Annotated in this window: 24 protein-coding genes; 20 read left to right on the forward strand and 4 right to left on the reverse strand. The window is 61.5% G+C overall.

Translation table 11 applies throughout. From position 1 onward, the window contains the following. Positions 1-110: 110 nt before the first annotated feature. Genes cobJ through cobG form a run of 4 tightly spaced genes read right to left on the reverse strand, consistent with a single transcriptional unit; the run spans position 111 to position 4,471 of the window. The gene (gene cobJ, locus PMI22_RS17545; protein ID WP_007945225.1) at positions 111-1,814 is read right to left on the reverse strand and encodes a precorrin-3B C(17)-methyltransferase; all 1,704 of its coding nucleotides are present in this window, start codon (positions 1,812-1,814) and stop codon (positions 111-113) included. Next, positions 1,814-2,545: a precorrin-2 C(20)-methyltransferase gene (locus tag PMI22_RS17540; RefSeq protein ID WP_033049173.1), complete on the reverse strand. Its 732-nt coding sequence runs from the start codon at positions 2,543-2,545 to the stop codon at positions 1,814-1,816. Before PMI22_RS17540 ends, cobJ begins: the two co-directional genes overlap by 1 nt. Continuing rightward, positions 2,545-3,171 (reverse strand): precorrin-8X methylmutase, encoded by a 627-nt coding sequence (locus tag PMI22_RS17535; protein ID WP_007945227.1) that lies wholly within the window; start codon positions 3,169-3,171, stop codon positions 2,545-2,547. The genes PMI22_RS17540 and PMI22_RS17535 overlap by 1 nt, the downstream gene beginning before the upstream one ends. Then, positions 3,164-4,471 carry a precorrin-3B synthase gene (gene cobG / locus PMI22_RS17530; RefSeq protein WP_033049176.1) on the reverse strand — a complete coding sequence of 436 codons (1,308 nt, stop codon included), beginning with the start codon at positions 4,469-4,471 and terminating at the stop codon, positions 3,164-3,166. The genes PMI22_RS17535 and cobG overlap by 8 nt, the downstream gene beginning before the upstream one ends. Positions 4,472-4,615: 144 nt before the next feature. Here cobG and PMI22_RS17525 point away from each other — a divergent pair, with 144 nt between their 5' ends. From PMI22_RS17525 to PMI22_RS17430, 20 genes are all read left to right on the forward strand, one after another. Then, a complete protein-coding gene (locus tag PMI22_RS17525) occupies positions 4,616-5,827 on the forward strand; it encodes a bifunctional cobalt-precorrin-7 (C(5))-methyltransferase/cobalt-precorrin-6B (C(15))-methyltransferase (protein WP_007945229.1) in 1,212 nt (403 codons plus the stop codon). Then, on the forward strand, positions 5,820-6,917 hold the full coding sequence (locus PMI22_RS17520) for a cobalt-precorrin-5B (C(1))-methyltransferase (protein WP_007945231.1): 1,098 nt from the start codon (positions 5,820-5,822) through the stop codon (positions 6,915-6,917). Before PMI22_RS17525 ends, PMI22_RS17520 begins: the two co-directional genes overlap by 8 nt. Further along, on the forward strand, positions 6,914-7,648 hold the full coding sequence (locus tag PMI22_RS17515; protein ID WP_007945232.1) for a cobalt-precorrin-6A reductase: 735 nt from the start codon (positions 6,914-6,916) through the stop codon (positions 7,646-7,648). Before PMI22_RS17520 ends, PMI22_RS17515 begins: the two co-directional genes overlap by 4 nt. Positions 7,649-7,946: 298 nt before the next feature. Beyond that, positions 7,947-8,345 (forward strand): DUF2946 domain-containing protein, encoded by a 399-nt coding sequence (locus PMI22_RS17510; RefSeq protein ID WP_007945233.1) that lies wholly within the window; start codon positions 7,947-7,949, stop codon positions 8,343-8,345. A gap of 48 nt (positions 8,346-8,393) precedes the next feature. Then, complete coding sequence (locus tag PMI22_RS17505) at positions 8,394-8,873, forward strand: copper chaperone PCu(A)C (protein ID WP_007945234.1); 480 nt, start codon at positions 8,394-8,396, stop codon at positions 8,871-8,873. A 20-nt stretch (positions 8,874-8,893) separates the two neighbouring features. Next, on the forward strand, positions 8,894-9,337 hold the full coding sequence (locus PMI22_RS17500; protein WP_007945235.1) for a DUF2946 domain-containing protein: 444 nt from the start codon (positions 8,894-8,896) through the stop codon (positions 9,335-9,337). A gap of 83 nt (positions 9,338-9,420) precedes the next feature. After that, the gene (locus tag PMI22_RS17495; RefSeq protein WP_007945236.1) at positions 9,421-11,538 is read left to right on the forward strand and encodes a TonB-dependent copper receptor; all 2,118 of its coding nucleotides are present in this window, start codon (positions 9,421-9,423) and stop codon (positions 11,536-11,538) included. Positions 11,539-11,658: 120 nt separating this feature from the next. Beyond that, entirely contained in the window at positions 11,659-13,041 is a 1,383-nt protein-coding gene (locus PMI22_RS17490) for a PepSY-associated TM helix domain-containing protein (RefSeq protein ID WP_007945237.1), read from the forward strand. A 474-nt stretch (positions 13,042-13,515) separates the two neighbouring features. Next, positions 13,516-13,887 (forward strand): DUF6124 family protein, encoded by a 372-nt coding sequence (locus tag PMI22_RS17485; RefSeq protein ID WP_007945239.1) that lies wholly within the window; start codon positions 13,516-13,518, stop codon positions 13,885-13,887. A gap of 75 nt (positions 13,888-13,962) precedes the next feature. Continuing rightward, positions 13,963-14,262: a hypothetical protein gene (locus tag PMI22_RS17480; protein WP_007945240.1), complete on the forward strand. Its 300-nt coding sequence runs from the start codon at positions 13,963-13,965 to the stop codon at positions 14,260-14,262. Between the two features lie 223 nt (positions 14,263-14,485). Continuing rightward, complete coding sequence (urtA, locus tag PMI22_RS17475; RefSeq protein ID WP_007945241.1) at positions 14,486-15,751, forward strand: urea ABC transporter substrate-binding protein; 1,266 nt, start codon at positions 14,486-14,488, stop codon at positions 15,749-15,751. 163 nt (positions 15,752-15,914) lie between these two features. Further along, positions 15,915-17,417, forward strand: a complete 1,503-nt coding sequence (gene urtB / locus PMI22_RS17470; protein ID WP_007945243.1) for an urea ABC transporter permease subunit UrtB — start codon at positions 15,915-15,917, stop codon at positions 17,415-17,417. Further along, positions 17,417-18,496, forward strand: coding sequence for an urea ABC transporter permease subunit UrtC (urtC, locus tag PMI22_RS17465; protein ID WP_007945244.1), 1,080 nt, complete (start codon positions 17,417-17,419; stop codon positions 18,494-18,496). The genes urtB and urtC overlap by 1 nt, the downstream gene beginning before the upstream one ends. Further along, the gene (urtD, locus tag PMI22_RS17460) at positions 18,493-19,362 is read left to right on the forward strand and encodes an urea ABC transporter ATP-binding protein UrtD (protein WP_007945245.1); all 870 of its coding nucleotides are present in this window, start codon (positions 18,493-18,495) and stop codon (positions 19,360-19,362) included. The genes urtC and urtD overlap by 4 nt, the downstream gene beginning before the upstream one ends. 61 nt (positions 19,363-19,423) lie before the next feature. Next, positions 19,424-20,122, forward strand: a complete 699-nt coding sequence (urtE, locus tag PMI22_RS17455; protein WP_007945247.1) for an urea ABC transporter ATP-binding subunit UrtE — start codon at positions 19,424-19,426, stop codon at positions 20,120-20,122. Positions 20,123-20,152: 30 nt separating this feature from the next. Beyond that, positions 20,153-20,992 (forward strand): urease accessory protein UreD, encoded by an 840-nt coding sequence (locus PMI22_RS17450; RefSeq protein ID WP_007945248.1) that lies wholly within the window; start codon positions 20,153-20,155, stop codon positions 20,990-20,992. 162 nt (positions 20,993-21,154) lie between these two features. Further along, complete coding sequence (locus PMI22_RS17445) at positions 21,155-21,457, forward strand: urease subunit gamma (protein ID WP_007945249.1); 303 nt, start codon at positions 21,155-21,157, stop codon at positions 21,455-21,457. 9 nt (positions 21,458-21,466) lie between these two features. Further along, positions 21,467-22,000 carry a GNAT family N-acetyltransferase gene (locus tag PMI22_RS17440; RefSeq protein WP_007945251.1) on the forward strand — a complete coding sequence of 178 codons (534 nt, stop codon included), beginning with the start codon at positions 21,467-21,469 and terminating at the stop codon, positions 21,998-22,000. A 6-nt stretch (positions 22,001-22,006) separates the two neighbouring features. Then, a complete protein-coding gene (locus PMI22_RS17435) occupies positions 22,007-22,540 on the forward strand; it encodes a GNAT family N-acetyltransferase (protein ID WP_007945252.1) in 534 nt (177 codons plus the stop codon). Beyond that, positions 22,540-22,643 (forward strand): urease subunit beta (locus PMI22_RS17430; protein ID WP_007945253.1); only part of this gene is annotated, 104 nt, incomplete at its 3' end. The genes PMI22_RS17435 and PMI22_RS17430, both read left to right, overlap by 1 nt.

Consider the following 22,643-nt stretch of genomic DNA (forward strand, 5'->3'; position numbering starts at 1 on the left):
GCCGTTAAAATATCAACTTACACCAGCACCTATAAAATACTGTTGCAAAAGTTTGATATTAATTAAATAGCAGCAAATATAAAGCGGCCTCATAATGAGGCCGCTGACTATCAGGAAGTTGGCTTGTCGCCATACCAGCGCGGCGTATACACCCACTTGCCACCCTCGGCACGCGGGAACACACAGGTGGTGCTGGAGCCGATCAACACCATGGTGCGCATGTCCACCTGATCCGGGGTCAACTGCCCCAGCGTGGTGACGCGCAAGGTCTGACCCGGGCGCCCAATGTCCCGCCCCAGCACCACGGGCGTTTCTGCGGTGCGGTGTTGCGCGACAATCTCCAGTGCCCGCCCCAACTGCCAGGGACGTGAACGCGAGATCGGGTTGTAGAACGCAAGCGCCAAGTCAGCCTGAGACGCCAGATCCAGGCGTTTCTCGATGATTGCCCAAGGCTTGAGGTTGTCCGACAGGGACATCACGCAGAAGTCGTGCCCCAACGGCGCACCGGCCTGAGCGGCGGTTGCCAGGGAAGCAGAAACGCCCGGGAGAATCTCCAGATCAACGCTGTGCCACGTTGGCTCATTCGATTCGTGTAGCGCTTCAAGCACCGCCGCCGCCATGGCGAACACGCCGGGATCGCCGGACGATACGACCACCACCGAGCGCCCTTGGGCCGCCAGTTCGAACGCATGGCGAGCGCGCTGCATTTCCTCGCGATTGTCCGTGCAGTGCAGCACCTGATCGTCGCGGAACGGCCCGGCCATGCGCACGTAGGTTTCGTAGCCGAGTACATCATTGGCGCGCGCCAGTTCGGTCTTGACCGCTGGCACCATCAATTCGGCAGCGCCAGGGCCCAGGCCGATTACCGCCAGACGACCGCGCGGGCGACCGATTCGCGCAGGCTCCAGCGGTTCGCTGGCTACCGCGATGGCAATGTCCTTGTCAGTCGAAAGGATGGAGGCGTTCGGCAGCGCCTCACGGACCACCTCACCGGCTCCGCCGGCGGTCGACGCAAATCGCAAAGGCACGCCCAACTCAAGCGCCGCTTCACGCAACGCCGCATTGGCCATGTGCTGATCACTGGCCAACAGGCAAGCCACCGATTGCACGGCGATGTTCGCCTGATGCAGCGCCGCGCGAATTGAGTTCGGCAGATCCGCCACATCAGCATTCACCGCCACCAACACACTGCGCGGATAAATCATCAACTCATTGGCCGCTGGCGTGCGCGCGGCACTGCCGACGTGAATCGACAACTGCGCCTGCGGATCCTCCGGCAACTGGGCGTGCGCCAGCCACGGTGCAGCCCCTTCGATCCGCACGCTGTGACCGGCGAGTAAATCCGAGACAAAGCGTTTACCCAACTCCAGATCACCGAGCGCATAACCACTCGGCGGGTTGAGCAAGCAGGTACCAAAACGCAACTCACCACTGGTAGTAATCGCCGCTGCGACCTCAAGACCGGCCGCAATCTCCCGAGCCATGACATTCACGCCACCCAGCCCGCCGAGCAGCGGCACCACGGCGCTGCCGTCTTCGGCCACGGCCAGTACCGGCGGCTCGGCGCCTTTCTCCAGCAACAACGGCGCCAGTGTGCGGATCACGATCCCGGCCGCGCACAAAGCGATGATCGGCGTGTCCTGTTGATAAAACTCACGCAAGGTTGCGCCGAACTCGTGATACACACGGTCTGCACCTTCAACCCGTTCAGCCAGGCCGTGGATCAACGCGCCGGGGTAGACCTGCTGAATCTTGCGTGCGGTCGCGAGGCTGCCGTTGCCCAGAATGACAATCGCCGGAACTGGACGGGCCATCAGCCTTGCCACCTTTCACCGGGAACGATGATCAACGAGAAGTACGGCGAGGACATCGGCTCGACCTCATTGAGCGGGACGATTTTCTGGTTGGCCATGGTCGCGCGCTCGACGTACAGCGCACGTTCCGCCAGACCAAGTTCTTCCAGCACCTGACGGACCTTGGGGAAATTGCGCCCCAGCTTCATGATCACCGCCGCATCCGCATCGGCCAGCCGACGCTTGAGGTCGTCATGAGGAAGCACGCCGGACAGCACCGACAAACTCTGATTGCGGTACACCAACGGCGCACCCAGCACCGAAGCGCCACCCAGCATCGAGCACACGCCCGGCACGACTTCGGCTTCATAGCGTTCGGCCAGACGATCATGCAGGTACATGTAAGAGCCGTAGAAAAACGGATCGCCTTCGCAGATCACCGCCACATCACGACCCGCGTCCAGATGCGCGGCGAGTTCTTCGCCAGCCGCATCGTAGAAATCGCTGATCACTTGCTCATAGGAAAGCGGCGCCGGCAGTGCTTCGGTGGTCACCGGGTACACCAGCGGCAGCAGCGTTTGCGCGTCCTGCAAATGCGCTTCGATGATGCCGAAGGCGTTGCCCTTTTTGCCCTTGGCGACGAAGTACGCCACCACCGGCGATTCGCGCAACAGGCGCAGGGCTTTGACGGTTATCAGTTCCGGATCACCGGGGCCGACGCCCAGGCCGATCAAGCGTCCAGGTTGCTGCATCATTCAATCTCCGTGGCGAGGGCATTAACAGCGGCGGCAGCCATGGCGCTACCACCCAGCCGGCCTTGCATGATCACAAACGGCACACCGCGACTGTCGGCGGCGAGCGCGGCCTTGGATTCAGCGGCGCCGACGAAGCCCACAGGGAAGCCGAGGATCAGGGCCGGTTTCGGCGCACCGGCGTCGAGCATTTCCAGCAGATAAAACAGTGCGGTCGGCGCGTTGCCGATCACCACCACGCTGCCTTCCAGGTGCGGGCGCCACAGTTCCAGCGCGGCGGCGGAACGGGTGTTGCCCAACTCACGAGCCAGGTCCGGGACGCTGTCATCGCGCAGTGTGCAAATGACTTCGTTGTTGGCGGGCAAGCGCGTACGCGTGACGCCTTCGCTGACCATCCGCGCATCGCACAGAATCGGCGCACCGGCGGCCAGCGCCTCGCGCCCGGCCTTGCCCGCGCCTTCGGAAAACTGCAGGCCGTCGATGGCATCGACCATGCCGCAGGCGTGAATCACCCGCACCGCGAGTTTTTCCAGATCGGCGGGGATGCGCGCCAGGTTGGCCTCGGCGCGGATGATCGCGAAGGAGTTGCGATAGATCTCCTGACCGTCGCGGATGTAATCAAGCATCTAGGGAGCTCCGTGAACGGTCGTCGAGCAAGGCTGCGACCGCTTCAATAGTAAGATTGCGTGCGTGCAGCGCGCCGAAACCGGGCTGTGCTGCATCGCGAAAATAGAGGTCGTAGTGGCCGGCAGAAACCGCCAGCAAAGTGATCGGCGCGATGTGCGCAGCGGCGCAAGAACGCGAGCAACCTGACAGGTGAACGTTCAGCGCAGGACCCTGACGTTGCAGCAGCGCCGCCAGATTCCGGGCATCGCCCTTGGTGTCGGCCAAGCCTTTGCCACAACCGCTGGAGCCGGTGCAGGCGATCAGTTGTGCCAAGGCATCATCGGCCGAGCAGCGCAGGCCGAGTTGTTCGAGGCTGTGGATAACTTGAGCTGCATGGTCGGCTTGAACACCGGGCAGCAACAGGCTTTGCCAAGGTGTAAAACGCAGGCTGCCGTCGCCCTGCTGCCGCGCCAGTTGTGCGACACCCCGCAGCATCGAGGGATCGAGACGACCCAGCGGTGGCACTGCGCCGATGTACGCACGTTCGGCGTCACGTTGCGGATGGGCGCCGATGTGCAAGACATTCGAACCTGTCTTGCGCTGCCAGTCCTCTATGGCTATCAGCGGCACACGTTCGGCCAGTCGAGCGAGAAACCGGTCGAGCGAACTGTCGGCGAGCAGATGACGCATGCGCGTCTGGTCGGGCCGCGCCAACTCAAGAAACAACTCCAGTACGGCGACCACCAGCGCATGGCCTTGATCCAGCGACACCGAACCAGCGGGTATGTCTGTCGGACACCCGGCCAGACCGAAGGCCCAACGTTGTTCGCCGTCTCGCTCAACCGCTGAAAGCCACAGGTCGTGGGGATGTTCGAGCATTGCCAAACCTTCGCCGCCATCCAGTTGCACGGCAAATTTGGCGCTGAGGTCGTGCATGCGTGCATCGCATTGCAGCGTGGCGAGAATCTGCCCGGCCAACGGGCGCGTGTCGAGCAGCCTCTGCCGGTCAATCCCGGCGCTCGGGCTGAGCATCAGGTTGCGCACATCATCACCAGCGACGCTGCTCGGGCCGAGCCCGGCCGCCATCAGGCTGTCGACCAATGCCCCGTGTTCGCTGCCGATCCCGCGAATTTGCAGGTTGGCGCGGTTGGTCGCCTCGATCACGCCGCCGGCAAACCGTTCGGCCGCTTCCGCAACCGCTTCGGCCTGATCGGCACTGATCGCACCGCCATTCAACTTGATCCGACAGATACCACCATCCAGCGCCTGAACAATACGTAGCAACCCCGGGCAAGCCGAGGGGCGTAAGGCAGTGGACATCGGGCGTTCGTTCAAGGGGGCGACCGGCTGTGTGGGAAAGGCGCTTCGCGGGCGAAGGCGCGGTATTATGCCTGCTTTGTCAGGCGGCATGAAAAGCCTGCCCGTCGGAACCGTCCGGTTGAGGACTATTTTTAAGGACTGCAGATGTCACCCTGGCTGACAGTAGTGGGAATCGGTGAAGACGGCTTCAAGGGCCTGGGCAGAAACGCCCGACACGCGTTGTTGCGCGCTTCGCGGATCATTGGCGGCCAGCGCCAACTGGATTTGCTACCGGTGTGCATCCGTGGCGAGCGCCAATTGTGGCCGAGTCCGTTTTCCCTGGAGTCAATGTTGGCCCGTCGCGGTGAGCCAGTGTGCGTACTGGCCAGCGGCGATCCGATGTTCTTCGGCGTGGGCGCCAGCCTGGCGCGGCAAGTGCCCGCGAATGAAATGCAGATCCTGCCAGCACCCTCCTCCTGCTCCCTCGCGGCAGCACGAATGGGCTGGCCGTTGCATGAGGTGGTCACGCTGTCAGTGGTTGCCCGGCCGATCGCCGCCCTCAATGCGCAGTTGTTCAGCGGCGTGCGTCTGCTGGTGCTGAGCAACGACGGTCAAAGCCCGGCCGCGATTGCCGCACTGCTGCGCGAAAGCGGTTTTGGGCCAAGCCGCCTGAGCGTGCTGGAACATTTGGACGGTGCCGCCGAACGCCGGATCGATAGCATTGCCAACGACTGGAATGATCCGACAGTTGCCGATCTGAACCTGACCGCCATCGAGTGCATCGCCGAACCGAACACGCCGCGCCTTTCGCGACTGGCCGGGCTGCCGGACTCCGCCTTCAAGCACGACGGCCAACTGACCAAGCGCGACGTGCGCGCCATCACCCTCGCCCGCCTCGCTCCGATTCCCGGTGAATTGCTGTGGGACGTCGGCGCCGGCAGCGGCTCGATCGGTATCGAATGGATGCGCGCCCACCCCAGCTGCCGTGCACTGGCCATCGAAGCCGATGGCGGCCGGCAGTTGCTAATCGAACACAACCGCGACGCCCTCGGTGTTCCCGGCCTGCAACTGATTCGCGGCAACGCGCCACAGGCCCTGACCGGGCTCGAACGCCCGGACGCGATTTTCATCGGTGGCGGCGTCACCCGCGAAGGCGTGCTCGACACCTGCTGGGCGCAACTCAAACCCGGCGGCCGACTGATAGCCAACGCGGTCACGCTGCAAAGTGAAATGACCCTGATGGCCTGGCGCGAACAGCATGGCGGTGAACTGACCCGCATCCACATCGCTCAGGCCCAACCGCTGGGTGAGTTCGACACTTGGCGCCAGGCTTTGCCCATCACCTTGCTGGACGTGACGAAGCCCCACGATGCGTGACGAAACCGCCGAACAACCCGCCCCGCTGCGCAGCGGTCTGACCACAGGCAGTTGCGCCACCGCCACCAGTCTGGCGGCGGCCCGGCTGTTGTTGGCCGGGATGAGTGCGGACGCGGTCGAGATCGTGTTGCCCAAGGGCAAGCAGGTGCAGATGCGCCTGGAGTTTTGTCGCCTGACCGACGACGGCGCCGAAGCCGGGACCCTCAAGGACGCCGGCGATGACCCTGACGTGACCCACGGCGCCCTGCTGTACACACAAGTGCGCCTGAGCGCCGAACCGGGCATTCGTTTCAAGGCCGGGCGCGGTGTCGGCACGGTGACGCGCCCCGGTTTGGTGCTGGGCGTCGGCGAACCGGCGATCAACCCGGTGCCGCGCAAAATGATCACCGATCACCTGACGTTGCTGGCTAAGGAGCTCAGCTACAACGGCGGCTTCGAAGTCACCGTCAACGTCGAGGACGGCGAAGCCCTGGCGCTGAAAACAATGAACCCGCGCCTGGGGATTCTCGGCGGACTGTCGATTCTCGGCACCAGCGGTATCGTCCGGCCGTTTTCCTGCGCGGCCTACATCGCCTCGATCCATCAAGGCATCGACGTTGCCAAAACCAACGGCTACCTGCACATCGCCGCCTGCACCGGCAACGCCAGCGAAGACACCATGCGCCGGGTCTATGACTTGCCGGAAATCGCTCTGATCGAAATGGGCGACTTCGTCGGCGCCGTGCTCAAACACCTGCGCAAAGTGCCTGTGGATAAACTCAGCCTGTGCGGCGGCTTCGGCAAGATCAGCAAACTGGCGGCCGGACACATGGATTTGCACAGTCGGCATTCGAGCATTGACCTGCCGCAACTGGCCCAATGGGCGGCGGCGGTCGGCGCTGATGAAGCACTGCAACAGGCTATTCGCGAAGCCAATACCAGCCAGCAGGCTTTGGCGATGGCGGCCGCTGCGGGTATCGCGCTGGGTGATGCGGTGTGTCAACACGCCCTGGAGTTTGCCCGCAGCGTGGTGCCGGCGCAGGTTCAGGTTGAAGTGTTCGCTATTGATCGTCAGGGCGGGATCGTCGGCCATGCGGGAGCTTTTCAATGAAGCGCATTTTGCTGCTCGGTGGCGTTACGGAAGCCTTGGCCATCGCTCGAGCCCTTGGGCCTGAACACATCTACAGCCTCGCCGGCGTGGGTCGCGTGCCGACCGATTTGACCTGCCGGGTGCGCGTCGGTGGTTATGGCGGTGCAGAAGGTCTGGCGCAATTCATTCGCGACGAAGGGATTGATCTGCTGCTGGATGCGACCCACCCTTACGCCGCCCAAATCAGCCACAACGCCGCCTCCGCCGCGCAGTTGACCGGCATTGCCTGCTGGGCGCTCCGCCGACCCGCCTGGCAACCTCAGGCTGGGGATGACTGGCGCGAAGTCGGCGATTGGGCCGAACTGATCGAAACCCTGAAACCCTTCCATCGCCCCTTGTTCACCCTCGGCCGCGAACCGTTGCAGCACCTGCACGAAATCCCGCCAGAGCAATTCTGGACCTTGCGCGCGCTGGACGTTTACCCCGGCAACGACCGTTGCGAAGTCATCGGCGCGCGGGGGCCGTTTGTCATCGAGGATGAGCGTGAACTGTTTGAGCGTCGGCAGATTGATGTGCTGATCAGCAAGAACAGCGGCAGCACGGCGACCGAGCCGAAGCTGGAAGTGGCGCGGGAGCGCGGGGTGCCGGTGATTGTTTTGCGCAGGCCTGTGTTACCACAGGTTGATCGTGAGTTCAGTACGGTGGCGGACCTGCTGGCAGCCCTGCCATCAAAAACACCACATAACCTGTAGCAGCTGGCGAAGCCTGCGTCCGGCTGCGAAGCAGTCGTAAAATCAGGCACCCCGATCTTTCAGATTAACCGTGGATGCAGGGTTTACGCCTGCTGCGCAGCCGGACGCAGCCTTCGGCAGCTGCTACAAAAAAGTACTCGACCTCAGCTGGACGGCACTGGCAATCTGAAATTCGCGACTATCATGAAGTTTATGAAAGCGTGGCACTGCGACACCACACCGCACGCCGCTTTTTTACTTATCGGCCCTGATCAGGCTAAATAGCCGCGCTTGATCGCCCACCCACCGGATTAGTCCCATGTCCCGACATCGGCTTGCAATCGCCTGGATCGCCTGCTTCGCAGTGCTGTTCAACATGCTCGCCATGCCGATGAGCAATGCGATGGCGCAGTCGGCGAAATCGCCCGCCGAGCAATTGTTGTGGGGCAGTTACTGCACCTCCAGCGGCACCAAGATGGTGGCGATTTCCCTGGGGGATATCGAACAGAAAGCACCACAGGGCGACGATCATTCCAACATGCAGCACTGCTGGTGTTGCTCGGGTTCCGCTCCTTTGGTGGCGCTGCCAGGGCATGAGCCGCAGCTGTATTTCGCGCAGTTCGAGAGCAATCGAAGCCTGCCTGCCGCCACACTCGACACCCCCACACCGCGCCAGCAATGGCCAAGCCTCAACCCCCGCGCGTCCCCTCTGGTCTGATTCCTTCTCGCAATTGAACTGCGTTTTGAATCGTTCCGGAGAATTGTCATGTTGAACAAACTCATCGTTTTGGCTGCGTTGCTGCTGCCTGCCTGCTTTGCCAATGCCCAAGACTACACAGTCGGTGAGTTGGAAATCACCCACCCGTGGTCGCAGGAGTTGCCGCCCAATGCGCCAACCGTTGCCGCCTATTTCGTGATTCACAACAGCGGCAAATCCGCTGACCGCTTGCTCAGTGTCGATTCGCCGATTTCCGGTGAGGCGCAACTGCACGAGCACGTCATGCAGAACGATCTGATGAAGATGCAACACGTGCCGAGCGTCGAGATTCCCGCTGGCGGCACAGTAACGTTTGCGCCGATGGCCTATCACGTGATGCTGCTGGGACTGAAGGATCGCAGCCTGTTGAGCGACGGCAAACACTTCCCGCTGACGATGCATTTCGAGAAGGCCGGCGATGTGACGGTTGAAGTCGCCGTGCAAAAGAAACCGTCGGAAAACCCGCAGATGCACGCTCACGCCCAGTAATCGACTGAGCAGAAGCCGCCATGCGCCCGCTTAGCGTCAGGTCATCCGCGTCACGTCGTCAGTCATTGAGCCTGACGCGCGGCAGCTGGATCAGCCTGTTCGCCATGTTGATGATCTTTATCGGCCCGCTGATTTCCCAGTCGATGCCGATGGATCAACGCGCCTCTGCCATGACCATGTCGATGGACATGAGCATGGACATGTCGGCCATGGAGCACGCCGACCACGGCGCGCAACCCGCCGCAGAACACTGCCCGCCCGAAACCTCGCATCACGCGCTCTGGGAAAAATGCGGCTATTGCAGCCTGCTGTTCAATTGCCCGGCGCTGACCGGCGGTGTTTCGTTCACAACCTTCAACACCCCGCCCGCCAACAGGTTCTCCCCCCCTTCCCCCCGCCTGGGCTACGCCCGGCAACCCTTCTTCCCCGGCGCCCGAACCCGCGCCCCGCCCATCGTCGCGTAAACACTCACCTCTGATCTCACACGGCCAAGAATCCAGCCCCCGGCTGCCGGCCGTGTCGTTTATGCCGTTCGATGGAAATTGTCATGTCCAGGTTTTCTGCTGACTCACGCTTGAGCCCTGCCCAAGCTACTTTTGCCCAGAACGAACCCAGTGTTCGATTCAGGCACGCCACCGCATTCCTGTGTGGCGCCCTGTTGACGCCGATGGCGTTGGCCCATGAACAGGCCGGCCACAGCGAAGAGCTGAGCCCGACGGTCATCACCGCGATCGCTCCCAGCTCGCCGCTGACCATCGTCACCAACCCCAAGGATCCGCGCCAACCGGTGCCGGCCAGTGACGGTGGCGACTATTTGAAAACCATCCCCGGCTTCGCCCTCGTGCGTAACGGCGGCACCAACGGCGACCCGGTGCTGCGCGGCATGTTCGGCTCGCGCATGAACATCCTCACCAACGGTGGCCAATTATTGGGCGCCTGCCCCGGTCGGATGGATGCGCCAACCTCCTACCTGTCGCCAGAAACCTACGACAAACTCACCGTGATCAAAGGCCCGCAAACCGTACTGTGGGGGCCGGGTGCGTCCGCCGGGACCATCCTCTTCGACCGGGAACCGGAGAGTTTTGGCGAACTCGGCACCCGGGTGAATGCCAGCATGCTGGCCGGCTCCAACGGCCGCTTCGACAAACTGGTGGACACCGCTGCCGGTGGGCCGCTGGGCTACGTGCGGGTAATCGGCAACACCGCGCATGCCGACGACTACCGCGATGGCAACAACGACATCGTGCCCTCGCGCTACGACAAGTGGAACGGCGACGTCGCGCTCGGCTGGACCCCGGACACCGACACCCTGCTGGAACTGACCGCCGGTAAAAGTGATGGTGAAGCACGTTACGCCGGGCGCGGCATGGACGGCTCGCAATTCCTGCGTGAAAGCCTCGGCCTGCGCTTCGAAAAATCCAATGTCGGCGACATGCTGGACAAGATCGAAGGCCAGCTCTACTACAACTACGCCGACCACGTGATGGACAACTACACCCTGCGCACGCCGTCCGGCAGCGGGATGATGTCCGGCCCGAGGGCGTCGAACGTCGACCGTCGGACCGTCGGCGGCCGGGTCAAAGGCACCTGGCGCTGGGCCGTCGTGCAGCTGATCAGCGGCATCGACGTGCAAACCAGCGAACACCGCCAACGCGGCAGTGCGGGCATCAATACCTACAAGGACCTGCCGTACACCGAGGACGCCGACTTCCACAACTACGGCGTCTTCAGCGAACTGACCTGGTACGCCGCCGACCGTGACCGGCTGATTACCGGCGCGCGCCTGGACCGCGCCTCTGCCAAGGATTACCGGCAAACCATCGGTTCAGGGATGACGAAACGCCCCAACCCGACCGCCGACGACACCCGCACCGACACCCTGCCAAGCGGCTTCGTCCGTTACGAGCATGACCTGACCGACAGCCCGGCTACCCTCTACGCAGGCCTCGGTCACACCGAACGATTCCCGGATTACTGGGAGCTGTTTTCACCCAAGAGCGGCCCCGCCGGTTCGTTGAATGCCTTCGATTCGATCAAGCCCGAGAAAACCACCCAGCTCGATTTCGGCCTGCAATACCGGACCGAAGACCTCGATGCCTGGGCCTCGGGTTACGTCGGAAAAGTGCACGACTACATCCTGTTCAACTACATCCCGACCCCGGCGGGCACCCTCTCCCAGGCACAAAACATCGACGCCGACATCATGGGCGGCGAACTCGGTGCGGCCTACCGGTTGACCAACCACTGGAAAGCCGACGCAACCCTCGCCTACGCCTGGGGCAAGAACAGCAGCGACGGCAACCCACTGCCGCAAATGCCGCCACTGGACGCGCGTTTCGGCCTCACCTACAGCGAAGACAACTGGAGTGCCGGGGCGTTGTGGCGGGTAGTCGCCGCGCAAAACCGCATCGATCTGAACAAGGGCAACGTCGTCGGCAAAGACTTCGACAAAACCCCGGGCTTCGGTGTGTTTTCGCTTAACGGTGCCTACCGGATCGACCAGCACTGGAGGGTCAGCACCGGCGTCGACAACCTGTTCGGCAAGGCCTACGCCGAGCACTTGAACCTGGCCGGCAACGCCGGTTTTGGCTATCCGGCCCAAAACCCGCAAGCCATTAAAGAACCGGGGCGAACGCTCTGGACCAAGGTGGACATGAGTTTCTAAAAAAAAAAGCAAAGGATCGCAGGTTCCTGCATGGGTACGCTTACACCCTGTAGGAGCTGTCGAGTGAAACGAGGCTGCGATCTTTTACAAACAATTGAATCGCCAAGTGGAGCACAACCAATGAAACAGCCCAAACCGAATTTCTACAACCTGGCCTGGCGTTGGCATTTTTATGCTGGTCTGTTCGTGGCGCCCTTCATGGTGATGCTGGCCCTGACCGGCATCATTTACCTGTTCAAACCACAACTCGATCCGTTGATGTACGGCAGCCTGCTGAACGTCCCTGCCGGCCACCACACCGTGCCCGCCGACGACCTGCTCAAGCGGGTCAAAGAAGCGTATCCACAAGCCACCATCAAGCAGTACCTGCCACCGGTCAACGCCGAGCGCAGCGCGCAATTTGTCGTGGTCAATGGCGATACAGAACTCAACGTATTCATCGATCCCTACCAGGGTGACATCCTCGGCGAGCAAGACGCCAAGATGAATCTGCAAGCGGTTGCGCGGTCGATTCACGGCGAGCTGATGATCGGCACCGTCGGTGACCGATTGATCGAAATGGCCGCCGGCTGGGGCATCGTGCTGGTGGTGTCCGGGGTGTTCCTGTGGTGGCCGCGCGGCCAGGCGGCGGGCATTTTGTGGCCGCGCCTGACCAGTCGCGGTCGCGTGTTGTGGCGTGACCTGCACGCCGTGACCGGGTTTTGGGGTGCGTCGTTGCTGTTGGTGATGTTGCTCAGCGGCATGACCTGGACCGGGTTCTGGGGCGCGCAATACGCCGGCGTGTGGAACGTGTTCCCGGCCGCCATGTGGGACAACGTGCCCAAATCCGATGAACAGGCCCGCAGCCTCAACACCGCCACGCAACAGACCGTGCCTTGGGCGATGGAAAACACGCTGATGCCAATGTCCGGCGGCGACCACGCCGAACACATGGCCCACGACGGCGCGCAGGCTGGCCCCGCAGCCCCGACCATCAGCCTGCAAGACGTGCAAAACATCGCCGTGCAACGCAAGGTCGAGCCGGGTTACAGCATCACCTTCCCGAAAACCGCGACGGGCGTGTTCACCATCGCCGTATTCGCCGACGACCCGCGCAACGACGCCACGCTGCATGTCGATCAATACACCGGCGATGTCCTGGCCGATGTGCGTTTCGAACAATACGGCACCGTCGCCCGTGCCACCGAAATCGGCGTGATGCTGCATGAAGGCAAAATGTTCGGTGTGGTCAACCAGATCATCGTGCTGCTGATTTGCCTGATGATCCTGCTCAGCGCCGTCAGCGGCGTGGTGATCTGGTGGAAGCGTCGGCCACAGGGCAAATTCGGTGTGCCGCCACTGCGCCACGACCTGCCGAAATGGAAAACCGCGACGGTCATCATGCTCGCCCTGGCCGTGATATTCCCGCTGGTGGGGGCTTCCATGGTGGTGGTCTGGGTGCTGGATCGGGTGCTGTTGTCGCGTTTCAGTCGACAGACTGAATCGGCCTCATCTTCATCCTGAGTAATCACAAACCCTGTGGGAGCGAGCCTGCTCGCGATAGCGGTATGTCCAGTCACATAGATGCTGTATGTGCCACCAGCATCGCGAGCAGGCTCGCTCCCACAGGGGGGGTGGGGATTCCGGGGTTGTTGGGGATTCCGGGGTTGTTTATGTGTGTTTATCTGGATGCGAAATGACCGGACGTTTCCCACGACTTTTTCAGGTTGTTCGTCGGACGTAGGCTGTCTAGTCTGGGGCTGTCACTGCACATCAGTGATCGGGCGTGAGAACCCGGTAGCCCCTGTTAATCCAACATCAGTACCACCATAATTGCCGCCGGCTTATCCGCTGCCAGCAATGTCTATGGCGGCTGTGTGCGGGCGGACTTCGGTCCGGCCGGATTTGGGGTCACCGGTTTCTCACTCCGCACATAGCTGCCACCCCTTCATCGTGTGAGAACGATTAAGTGGTGGCCTCAATTGAGTAGACCCCAAGATGAATAAGAAGATTGTTCCAGACCCACCCATCGACACCACCACCCCCGATCCCGAAACATCTCGCGACGAAGACCTGCTCAGAGACCGCGACGCCATCAAGCGCGCCCTCGACTACTACCTCGATCCTGCGCCCCAATACACCGAAAAACCCCGCCGCCCCAGCACCATGTTCATGATTGCCCCGAACAACGACACCGAAAGCCTGTTGGTCAATGCCTGTGAATCCTTGGCATCAGCCAGTGTCCTGACCAGCGATTTCGCCGCCGAGTTGATCGGCCCGCAACGGCATAAAGCGATAGCGATTCAGCAGGTCATCATGCTGGCGGAACTGGCCGTGAACCGCGCGGTGGATAACGTCGTCCCCACCTAGAAACACCTGAGCCCGCTCCCACAGGGGCTCAACATTCCCTACACTGCAAGTATCACGACTCACAGGATCAGCCTCATGTTGAAATCAGTTTTCCTGTCGTTGGTGGTGTTCGGCTCCAGCGTCGCATGGGCCGATACCACCGTCGATGTCTCGAAGATCTACGGCAAGATCCAATTCGTCGACAGCTTCCCTGACTACAAGGTGCAGGTGGTGGACTCCTTTCCCGATCTGAAGGTGCAGCAGGTCGACTCTTTCCCGGACTCGCCGGGCAAGTGGAAAACTGTCGATAGTTTCCCTGATTACAAAATCCAGATCGTCGATTCCTTCCCCGATTTCAAGATCCAGTACGTCGACTCCTTTCCCGGCGTCAACTGAGCCCCTCTGCGTCACCGCTGCCGCCACGCGGCAGCACCACAATGACGCACACCCTCGCACCACTGCCCCAAGCTCGTCCCTTCATGGTGCGTCGCAAAATCGCACAACCGCTCTAACCCGTCATTTTCGCGACTTTTGCCAATCGGCACAGCCCTTGCAAAACACCCTTCAGTAGTCCGCATCTGCCAACCAAGAAAACTCATCAGTTCATGGAGATCGCACAATGAAGCGTCGTAGCTTGATCAAGGCTTTTACACTCTCGGCAAGCATTGCCGCGATGGGCATGACCTGGACGATCCAGGCCGCCGAAACCATCAAGGTCGGTATTCTGCATTCGTTGTCCGGCACCATGGCGATCTCCGAAACATCGCTCAAAGACATGGCGTTGATGACCATCGATGAGATCAACGCCAAGGGCGGCGTGAACGGCAAGATGCTGGAGCCGGTGGTGGTGGACCCGGCGTCGAACTGGCCGCTGTTCGCCGAGAAGGGCCGTCAGCTACTGACGCAGGACAAGGTCGCGGTGGTGTTCGGTTGCTGGACTTCGGTTTCGCGCAAATCGGTGTTGCCGGTGTTCGAAGAACTCAACGGCTTGCTGTTCTACCCGGTGCAATACGAAGGCGAAGAGATGTCGCCCAACGTGTTCTACACCGGCGCCGCGCCGAACCAGCAAGCGATCCCCGCCGTTGAATACCTGATGAGCGAAGAAGGCGGCAGCGCCAAGCGCTACTTCCTGCTCGGCACCGACTACGTTTACCCGCGCACCACCAACAAAATCCTGCGTTCGTTCCTGCACTCCAAAGGGGTGGCGGACAAGGACATCGAAGAGGTCTACACCCCGTTCGGCCACGCCGATTACCAGACCATCGTCGCCAACATCAAAAAATTCTCGGCCGGTGGCAAGACAGCGGTTATCTCAACGGTCAACGGCGACTCCAACGTGCCGTTCTATAAAGAGCTGGCCAACCAGGGCCTGAAGGCCACCGACGTTCCGGTCGTGGCGTTCTCGGTGGGCGAAGAAGAACTGCGCGGTATCGACACCAAACCGCTGGTGGGCAACCTCGCGGCGTGGAACTACTTTGAATCGGTGGAGAACCCGGCGAACAAGAAATTCGTCGCGGACTGGAAAGCCTACGCCAAGAAACACAACCTGCCGGGCGCCGACAAAGCGGTGACCAACGACCCGATGGAAGCCACCTACGTCGGCATTCACATGTGGGCGCAAGCGGCTGAAAAAGCCAAGTCCACCGACGTCGACAAAGTCCGCGAAGCCCTCGCCGGCCAGACCTTTGCCGCGCCATCCGGTTACACGCTGACCATGGACAAGACCAACCACCACCTGCACAAGCCGGTGATGATCGGCGAAATCCAGGCCGACGGTCAGTTCAACGTGGTATGGCAGACCGAAGGACCGATCCGCGCCCAGCCGTGGAGCCCGTTCATTCAGGGCAACGACAAGAAGCCGGAATATGCGGTGAAGAGCAACTAAGCCACTGGATGTCGGGCCTGACGCAGTTGGCCGGCCCGACACAATCCCCTGTGGAAGCGAGCCTGCTCGCGAAGAGGGAGTGTCAGTCAACATTGATGTCGTCTGGCACACCGCTTTCGCGAGCAGGCTCGCTCCCACAATGTCCGTGTCAAGGCGACTACCTATGCCCTCCGCCCTTTATCGTCTGATTCTCGCCATTGCGCTGTTGCTGCCAATGGCTACATTTGCCAGCGACACCGAAGACTTCGTCGCCGCAAACCCTGTGCAGCAAGCCAAACTGCTGGAGTCCTGGGCCGCGCAGCCTGACCCGGCCCGCATCGAACTGATCAACGGCCTGCAACAAGGCGAATTGACCGTCGATGGCCAACCGAAAACCCTGCGCCTGAACAATCGCCTGCGGGGTCTGATCGACACCGCGCTGGCCAGTCACCAACTGCTCGCCGCCGACGCCAAAATCCGTCTGAGCGCTGCGCAGCAATTACAGAAAAGCGCCAAACCCGCGCAGTTGAAATTCCTCGACCAGCAACTCGCCAGCGAAGAGGACGAAAGCGTGCATGCCGCGCTCAGCCTAGCCCTGGCCAATCTGCAACTGGTCGACACCGCCCCGGCCGTGCGCCTCGCCGCAGTGCGACTGCTCGGTGAAACCGGCGACCCGCTCGCCCGCACCCGTCTCGAAAGCCTGCTGGAACCGGGCGTCGAAGCCGACGCCATGGTGGTCACCGCCGCCGAAACCAGCCTCGCCCAAGTCAAACGCAAACTGCTGATCGGCGAGTTGCTCGGTCAGGCGTTCAGCGGCATGTCCCTCGGTTCGATCCTGCTGCTCGCCGCACTGGGGTTGGCGATCACCTTTGGCCTGCTCGGCGTGATCAACATGGCCCACGGCGAGATGCTGATGCTGGGCGCCTACTCCACCTATGTGGTGCAGCTGATGTTCCAGCGCTACGCCCCGAACGCCATCGAGTTCTACCCGTTGATTGCGTTGCCGGTGGCGTTTTTCGTCACCGCCGCCATCGGCATGGCGCTGGAGCGCACGGTGATTCGTCACCTCTACGGCCGCCCGCTGGAAACCCTGCTCGCCACCTGGGGCATCAGTTTGATGCTGATTCAGCTGGTTCGCCTGGTCTTCGGTGCGCAGAACGTTGAAGTGGCCAACCCCGAGTGGTTGTCGGGTGGGATTCAAGTGCTGCCCAACCTCGTGCTGCCGTACAACCGCATCGTGATCATCGCCTTTGCGCTGTTTGTGGTGGTGCTGACCTGGCTGCTGCTGAACAAGACCCGCCTGGGTTTGAACGTGCGCGCCGTCACCCAGAACCGCAACATGGCCGCATGCTGCGGTGTGCCGACCGGGCGTGTGGACATGCTCGCCTTCGGCCTCGGCTCGGGCATCGCCGGCCTGGGTGGCGTGGCGCTGAGCCAGATCGGCAACGTCGGCCCGGACCTCGGCCAGAGCTACATCATCGACTCGTTCCTGGTGGTGGTGCTCGGTGGTGTCGGCCAGTTGGCCGGTAGCGTGTTCGCCGCGTTCGGCCTCGGTATTGCCAACAAGATTCTTGAACCGCAGATCGGCGCCGTACTCGGCAAGATCCTGATCCTCGCGCTGATCATTCTGTTCATCCAGAAACGTCCGCAAGGCCTCTTCGCACTGAAAGGACGGGTGATCGACTGATGAACCAGCCCCTGATGCTCACGGCCACGCAAAAGGCCGGCCCTAAAGTCACGATTGCTGTCGGTGTGGTGATCCTCGTTCTGCTGCTGGCGTTGCCGCTGCTGTCGCTGTTATCGCCGGACAGCACGCTGCACGTCTCGGCGTACACCCTGACATTGGTGGGCAAGATTCTTTGCTACGCCATCGTCGCCCTGGCGCTGGATCTGGTCTGGGGATACGCCGGTTTACTGTCACTCGGCCACGGCCTGTTCTTCGCCCTCGGCGGTTACGCCATGGGCATGTACCTGATGCGCCAGGCCTCGGGCGATGGCTTGCCGGCGTTCATGACCTTTCTGTCGTGGACCGAATTGCCGTGGTACTGGACCGGCACCAGTAGCTTCCTCTGGGCCATGTGCCTGGTGGTCCTGGCGCCGGGATTGCTGGCGCTGGTGTTCGGCTTCTTCGCCTTCCGTTCACGGATTAAAGGCGTGTATTTCTCGATCATGACCCAGGCCCTGACCTTCGCCGGGATGCTGCTGTTCTTCCGTAACGAAACCGGGTTTGGCGGCAATAACGGCTTCACCAATTTCCGCACCATTCTCGGTTTCGGCATCACGGAACCGGGCACCCGCGCCGTGTTGTTTTTCGCCACGGTGGTGTTGCTGGTGACGAGCCTGTTCATCGGCTGGCGCCTGGCGCAGAGCAAGTTCGGCCGGGTGCTGACGGCCCTACGCGATGCGGAAAACCGCCTGATGTTCTGCGGCTACGACCCGCGCGGCTTCAAGCTGTTTGTCTGGGTGTTGAGCGCGGTGCTATGCGGCCTGGCCGGTGCGTTGTACGTACCGCAGGTCGGGATTATCAACCCGAGCGAAATGTCGCCGACCAACTCCATTGAAGCGGCGGTCTGGGTGGCTCTTGGTGGTCGCGGCACGCTGATCGGCCCACTGTTGGGCGCCGGCGTAGTCAACGGCATGAAGAGCTGGTTCACCGTGGCGTTCCCCGAATATTGGCTGTTCTTCCTCGGTGCGCTGTTCATTGTCGTGACCCTGTACCTGCCTAAAGGCGTGATCGGTTTGCTGAAAAAAAGGGGTGAGCAATGAAAGTCACTGCGACGGCTGAATTCATGCTCGAACCGGCCTTTTTCCCCGTGGAGCCGAACAAGGACGCCGGCACCAGCCGCGACGCCATCAGCCACGGCCAACGCGTCAGCCCAGGCCTCGATACCCGCCACGGCACGATCCTGACTCTGGAAGACATCAGCGTCAGCTTCGACGGCTTCCGGGCGCTGAACAATCTGAACCTGTACATCGGCGTTGGCGAACTGCGCTGCATCATCGGCCCCAACGGCGCGGGAAAGACCACGCTGATGGACGTGATCACCGGCAAGACCCGCCCCAGTCACGGCAAGGCCTGGTTCGGTGAAACCCTCGACCTGACGCAGATGAGCGAAGTGCAGATTGCCCAGGCCGGGATCGGTCGCAAGTTCCAGAAGCCGACAGTGTTCGAAGCCTTGAGTGTGTTTGAGAATCTCGAACTGGCGCAGAAAACCGACAAGTCGGTGTGGGCCAGCCTGCGCGCGCGTTTGAGTGGTGAGCAGAAAGATCGCATTACTGAAGTGCTGGAAACCATTCGCTTGACTACTTCGGTCAATCGCCCGGCAGGCCTGCTGTCTCACGGCCAGAAGCAGTTTCTGGAGATCGGTATGCTGCTGATGCAAGACCCGCAATTGCTGCTGCTCGACGAGCCAGTAGCGGGCATGACCGACGCCGAAACCGAATTCACCGCCGAGCTGTTCAAAAGTCTGGCCGGCAAGCATTCATTGATGGTGGTGGAACACGACATGGGGTTTGTGGGGTCGATTGCCGACCATGTCACCGTGCTGCACCAGGGCAGCGTACTGGCCGAAGGGTCGCTGGAACAAGTGCAGGACAACGAGCGGGTCATCGAGGTGTACCTCGGTCGCTGATTCGGTGGGATTGATCGTTCCCACGCAGAGCGTGGGAACGATCATTGAGGAGAGTTTGAGAATGCTGCAAGTCGACAAGCTGCATCAGTACTACGGCGGTAGCCACATCCTGCGCGGCCTGACGTTCGAGGTAAAAGTCGGTGAAGTCACCTGCCTGCTCGGGCGCAACGGTGTGGGCAAGACCACGCTGCTCAAATGCCTGATGGGTTTGCTACCGGCCAAAGAAGGCGCGGTGAACTGGGAAGGCAAACCGATCACCGCGTTCAAGCCGCATCAGCGCGTGCATGCCGGGATCGCTTACGTGCCGCAGGGTCGGGAAATCTTCGGCCGGTTGACCGTGGAAGAAAACCTGCTGATGGGCCTGTCACGCTTCCCAGGCTCCGAAGCCAAGGAAGTCCCGGCGTTCATCTACGAGCTGTTCCCGGTGCTGCTGCAAATGAAGCAGCGGCGAGGCGGTGACTTGTCGGGTGGCCAACAGCAGCAATTGGCGATTGGTCGTGCGCTGGCCAGCCGTCCTCGCCTGCTGATCCTCGACGAACCCACTGAGGGCATCCAGCCGTCGGTGATCAAGGAAATCGGCGCCGTGATCAAGAAGCTCGCAGCCCGTGGCGACATGGCGATTTTGCTGGTGGAGCAGTTCTACGATTTCGCTGCCGAACTCGCCGATCAATACCTGGTGATGTCCCGGGGCGAGATCGTGCAGCAGGGTCGCGGTGAAAACATGGAAGCCGAAGGTGTGCGTGGATTGGTAACGATCTAATCTGTAGCGTCACGACGAAAACTGGAAACCATGAATTTACCTGTCCCAACTGCCCTGTTTACCCCCAGCTGGCACGCCGAGCTGGAGCTGGGCTACGCCCGTTTCGGCGACAGCACACGCCCGATCCAGCGCCGCCACAAAGGCCCGCTGCGGGTGCAAAAGCACCTGTATGCCGAAGGCCCCGAGGTGTGCCAGCACATCATCGTTCACCCGCCGGGCGGTATCGCTGGCGGGGATCGGCTGGACATTTCGGCCAGCGTCGGCACCAACGCCTGGGCGCAAATCACCAGCCCCGGCGCGGCCAAGTGGTATCGCGCGGCGGGCCCGGCCTTTCAGAAACTGGATCTGAACGTGGCTGCTGGCGCGACACTGGAATGGTTGCCGCAAGAGACGATTATCTTCAGCGATGCCCAAGCCGAACTGAGCACCTCGATTGAGCTGGAAGGCGATGCGCGGTTGTTCTATTGGGACGTTGTGGCGCTGGGCCGGCCGGCCTGTGGCGAGCGCTTTGATCTTGGACATTTTCAGGCGCATCTGGATATCCGCCGCGACGGCCAGTTGCTATGGCACGAACGCCAGCGCATTGTCGGGAATGACGGCTTGCTGGATTCGCCGATTGGTCTGGACGGGCAACCGGTGTTTGCGACGTTGCTGGTGACCGGCGAGATTGATAGCCCGTTGCTGGAAACCTGTCGCTCGCTGCCCAATGACGTGCGCGGGGATTTGACCCAATTGCCGGGGCTGTTGGTGGCTCGGTGCCTGGCCAGTGAAGCGTTGTTGGCGCGCGGCTGGTTGATTGAATTGTGGCGACTGCTCAGGCCTACGTTGCTTGGCCGGGAAGCGGTCCCACCGAGAATATGGAACACCTGAACACCTATCTCTGTAGGAGCTGTCGAGTGAAACGAGGCTGCGATCTTGTATCGATGCAGCTGAAGATCAGGATCAAAAGATCGCAGCCTCGTTTCACTCGACAGCTCCTACAAGAGGATGCAAGACATTAGATTTTCATTCTGCCAACAATGGATTCCAACGATGGACCTGACACCACGCGAAAAAGACAAGCTGCTGATTTTCACCGCCGGCCTCGTGGCCGAGCGGCGTTTGGCGCGCGGCGTGAAACTCAATTACCCGGAAGCCATGGCCTACATTTCCGCGGCGCTGCTCGAAGGCGCGCGTGACGGCCAGACCGTGGCCGACTTGATGCACTTCGGCACGACCCTGCTAACCCGCGAACAAGTGATGGAAGGTATCCCGGAAATGATCCCGGAAATTCAGGTTGAAGCGACGTTCCCCGACGGCACCAAACTGGTCACCGTCCACCAACCTATCGCCTGAGGCCCCGTCATGACTTACCACATTCGCGAAGCGGTACAGGCCGATCTGCCGGCGATCCGCGACATCTACAACGACGCCGTGCTCAACACCACCGCGATCTGGAACGAACAGGCCGTCGACCTCACTAACCGCCAGGCCTGGTTCAGTGCCCGGAAAGTTCAGGGGTACCCGATTCTGGTGATCGTCGACGCTGAGAACAGTGTGCTCGGTTACGCATCATTTGGAGACTGGCGGCCGTTCGACGGGTTTCGCCACACCGTCGAGCACTCGGTGTACGTGCGCAGCGACCAGCGCGGCAACGGCCTCGGTCCGCAACTGATGACCGTGCTGATCGAACGCGCCAAAGGCTGCGACAAGCACGTGATGGTCGCCGCTATCGAAAGCGGTAACGCCGCTTCCATTCGACTGCATGAGCGCGCCGGTTTCATCACCACCGGGCAAATGCCCCAGGTGGGCACCAAGTTCGGTCGCTGGCTGGACCTGACCTTCATGCAACTGACCCTCAATCCCGGCGCGGAGCCGCCAGTCGCCCACCAGGAGTAATCGCTGATGAACGCCGCCCAACTGCGCCGCGTGAATGTTGAAAGCTTTGCGCACTATCGCCAGGGCTTGATCGATTTGTTGCTCGATGCCGTGGGGTATGGCGCCAGCGTCGGCTTCCTGTCCACTCTGGATGCCACACAGGCGCGCGCCTATTTCGATGAGGTTCAGGAGAACCTGAACAAGGGCAATGTGCTGCTGTGGGTGGTGGTTCGCGACGAACAAGTGGAAGCCAGCGTGCAACTGACCCTGTGCCAGAAAGCCAATGGCTTGAACCGCGCCGAGGTGCAAAAACTGCTGGTTCGTGAACACGCGCGTCGGCGGGGTCTGGGCCAACAGTTGATGAGCGCGCTGGAACAGGCTGCGCTCCAGCACAAGCGCGGCATGCTCTACCTCGACACCGAGGCGGGTTCACCCGCTGAAGACTTCTACAAGGCGCTGGGTTACACCCGTGCGGGGCAAATCCCCGACTACGCCTGCGACCCGAACGGCCACTACAAACCGACCGCGCTCTACTACAAAATTCTGCAAGGAGCCCATTGATGATTCCCGGTGAATACCAGATCCAGCCCGGCGATATCGAACTCAACGCTGGCCGCCGCACTGTCAGCCTGAAAGTGGCCAACAGCGGCGACCGGCCGATCCA

It is taken from the genome of Pseudomonas sp. GM21 (genome assembly GCF_000282215.1).
Classification (GTDB): Bacteria; Pseudomonadota; Gammaproteobacteria; order Pseudomonadales; family Pseudomonadaceae; genus Aquipseudomonas.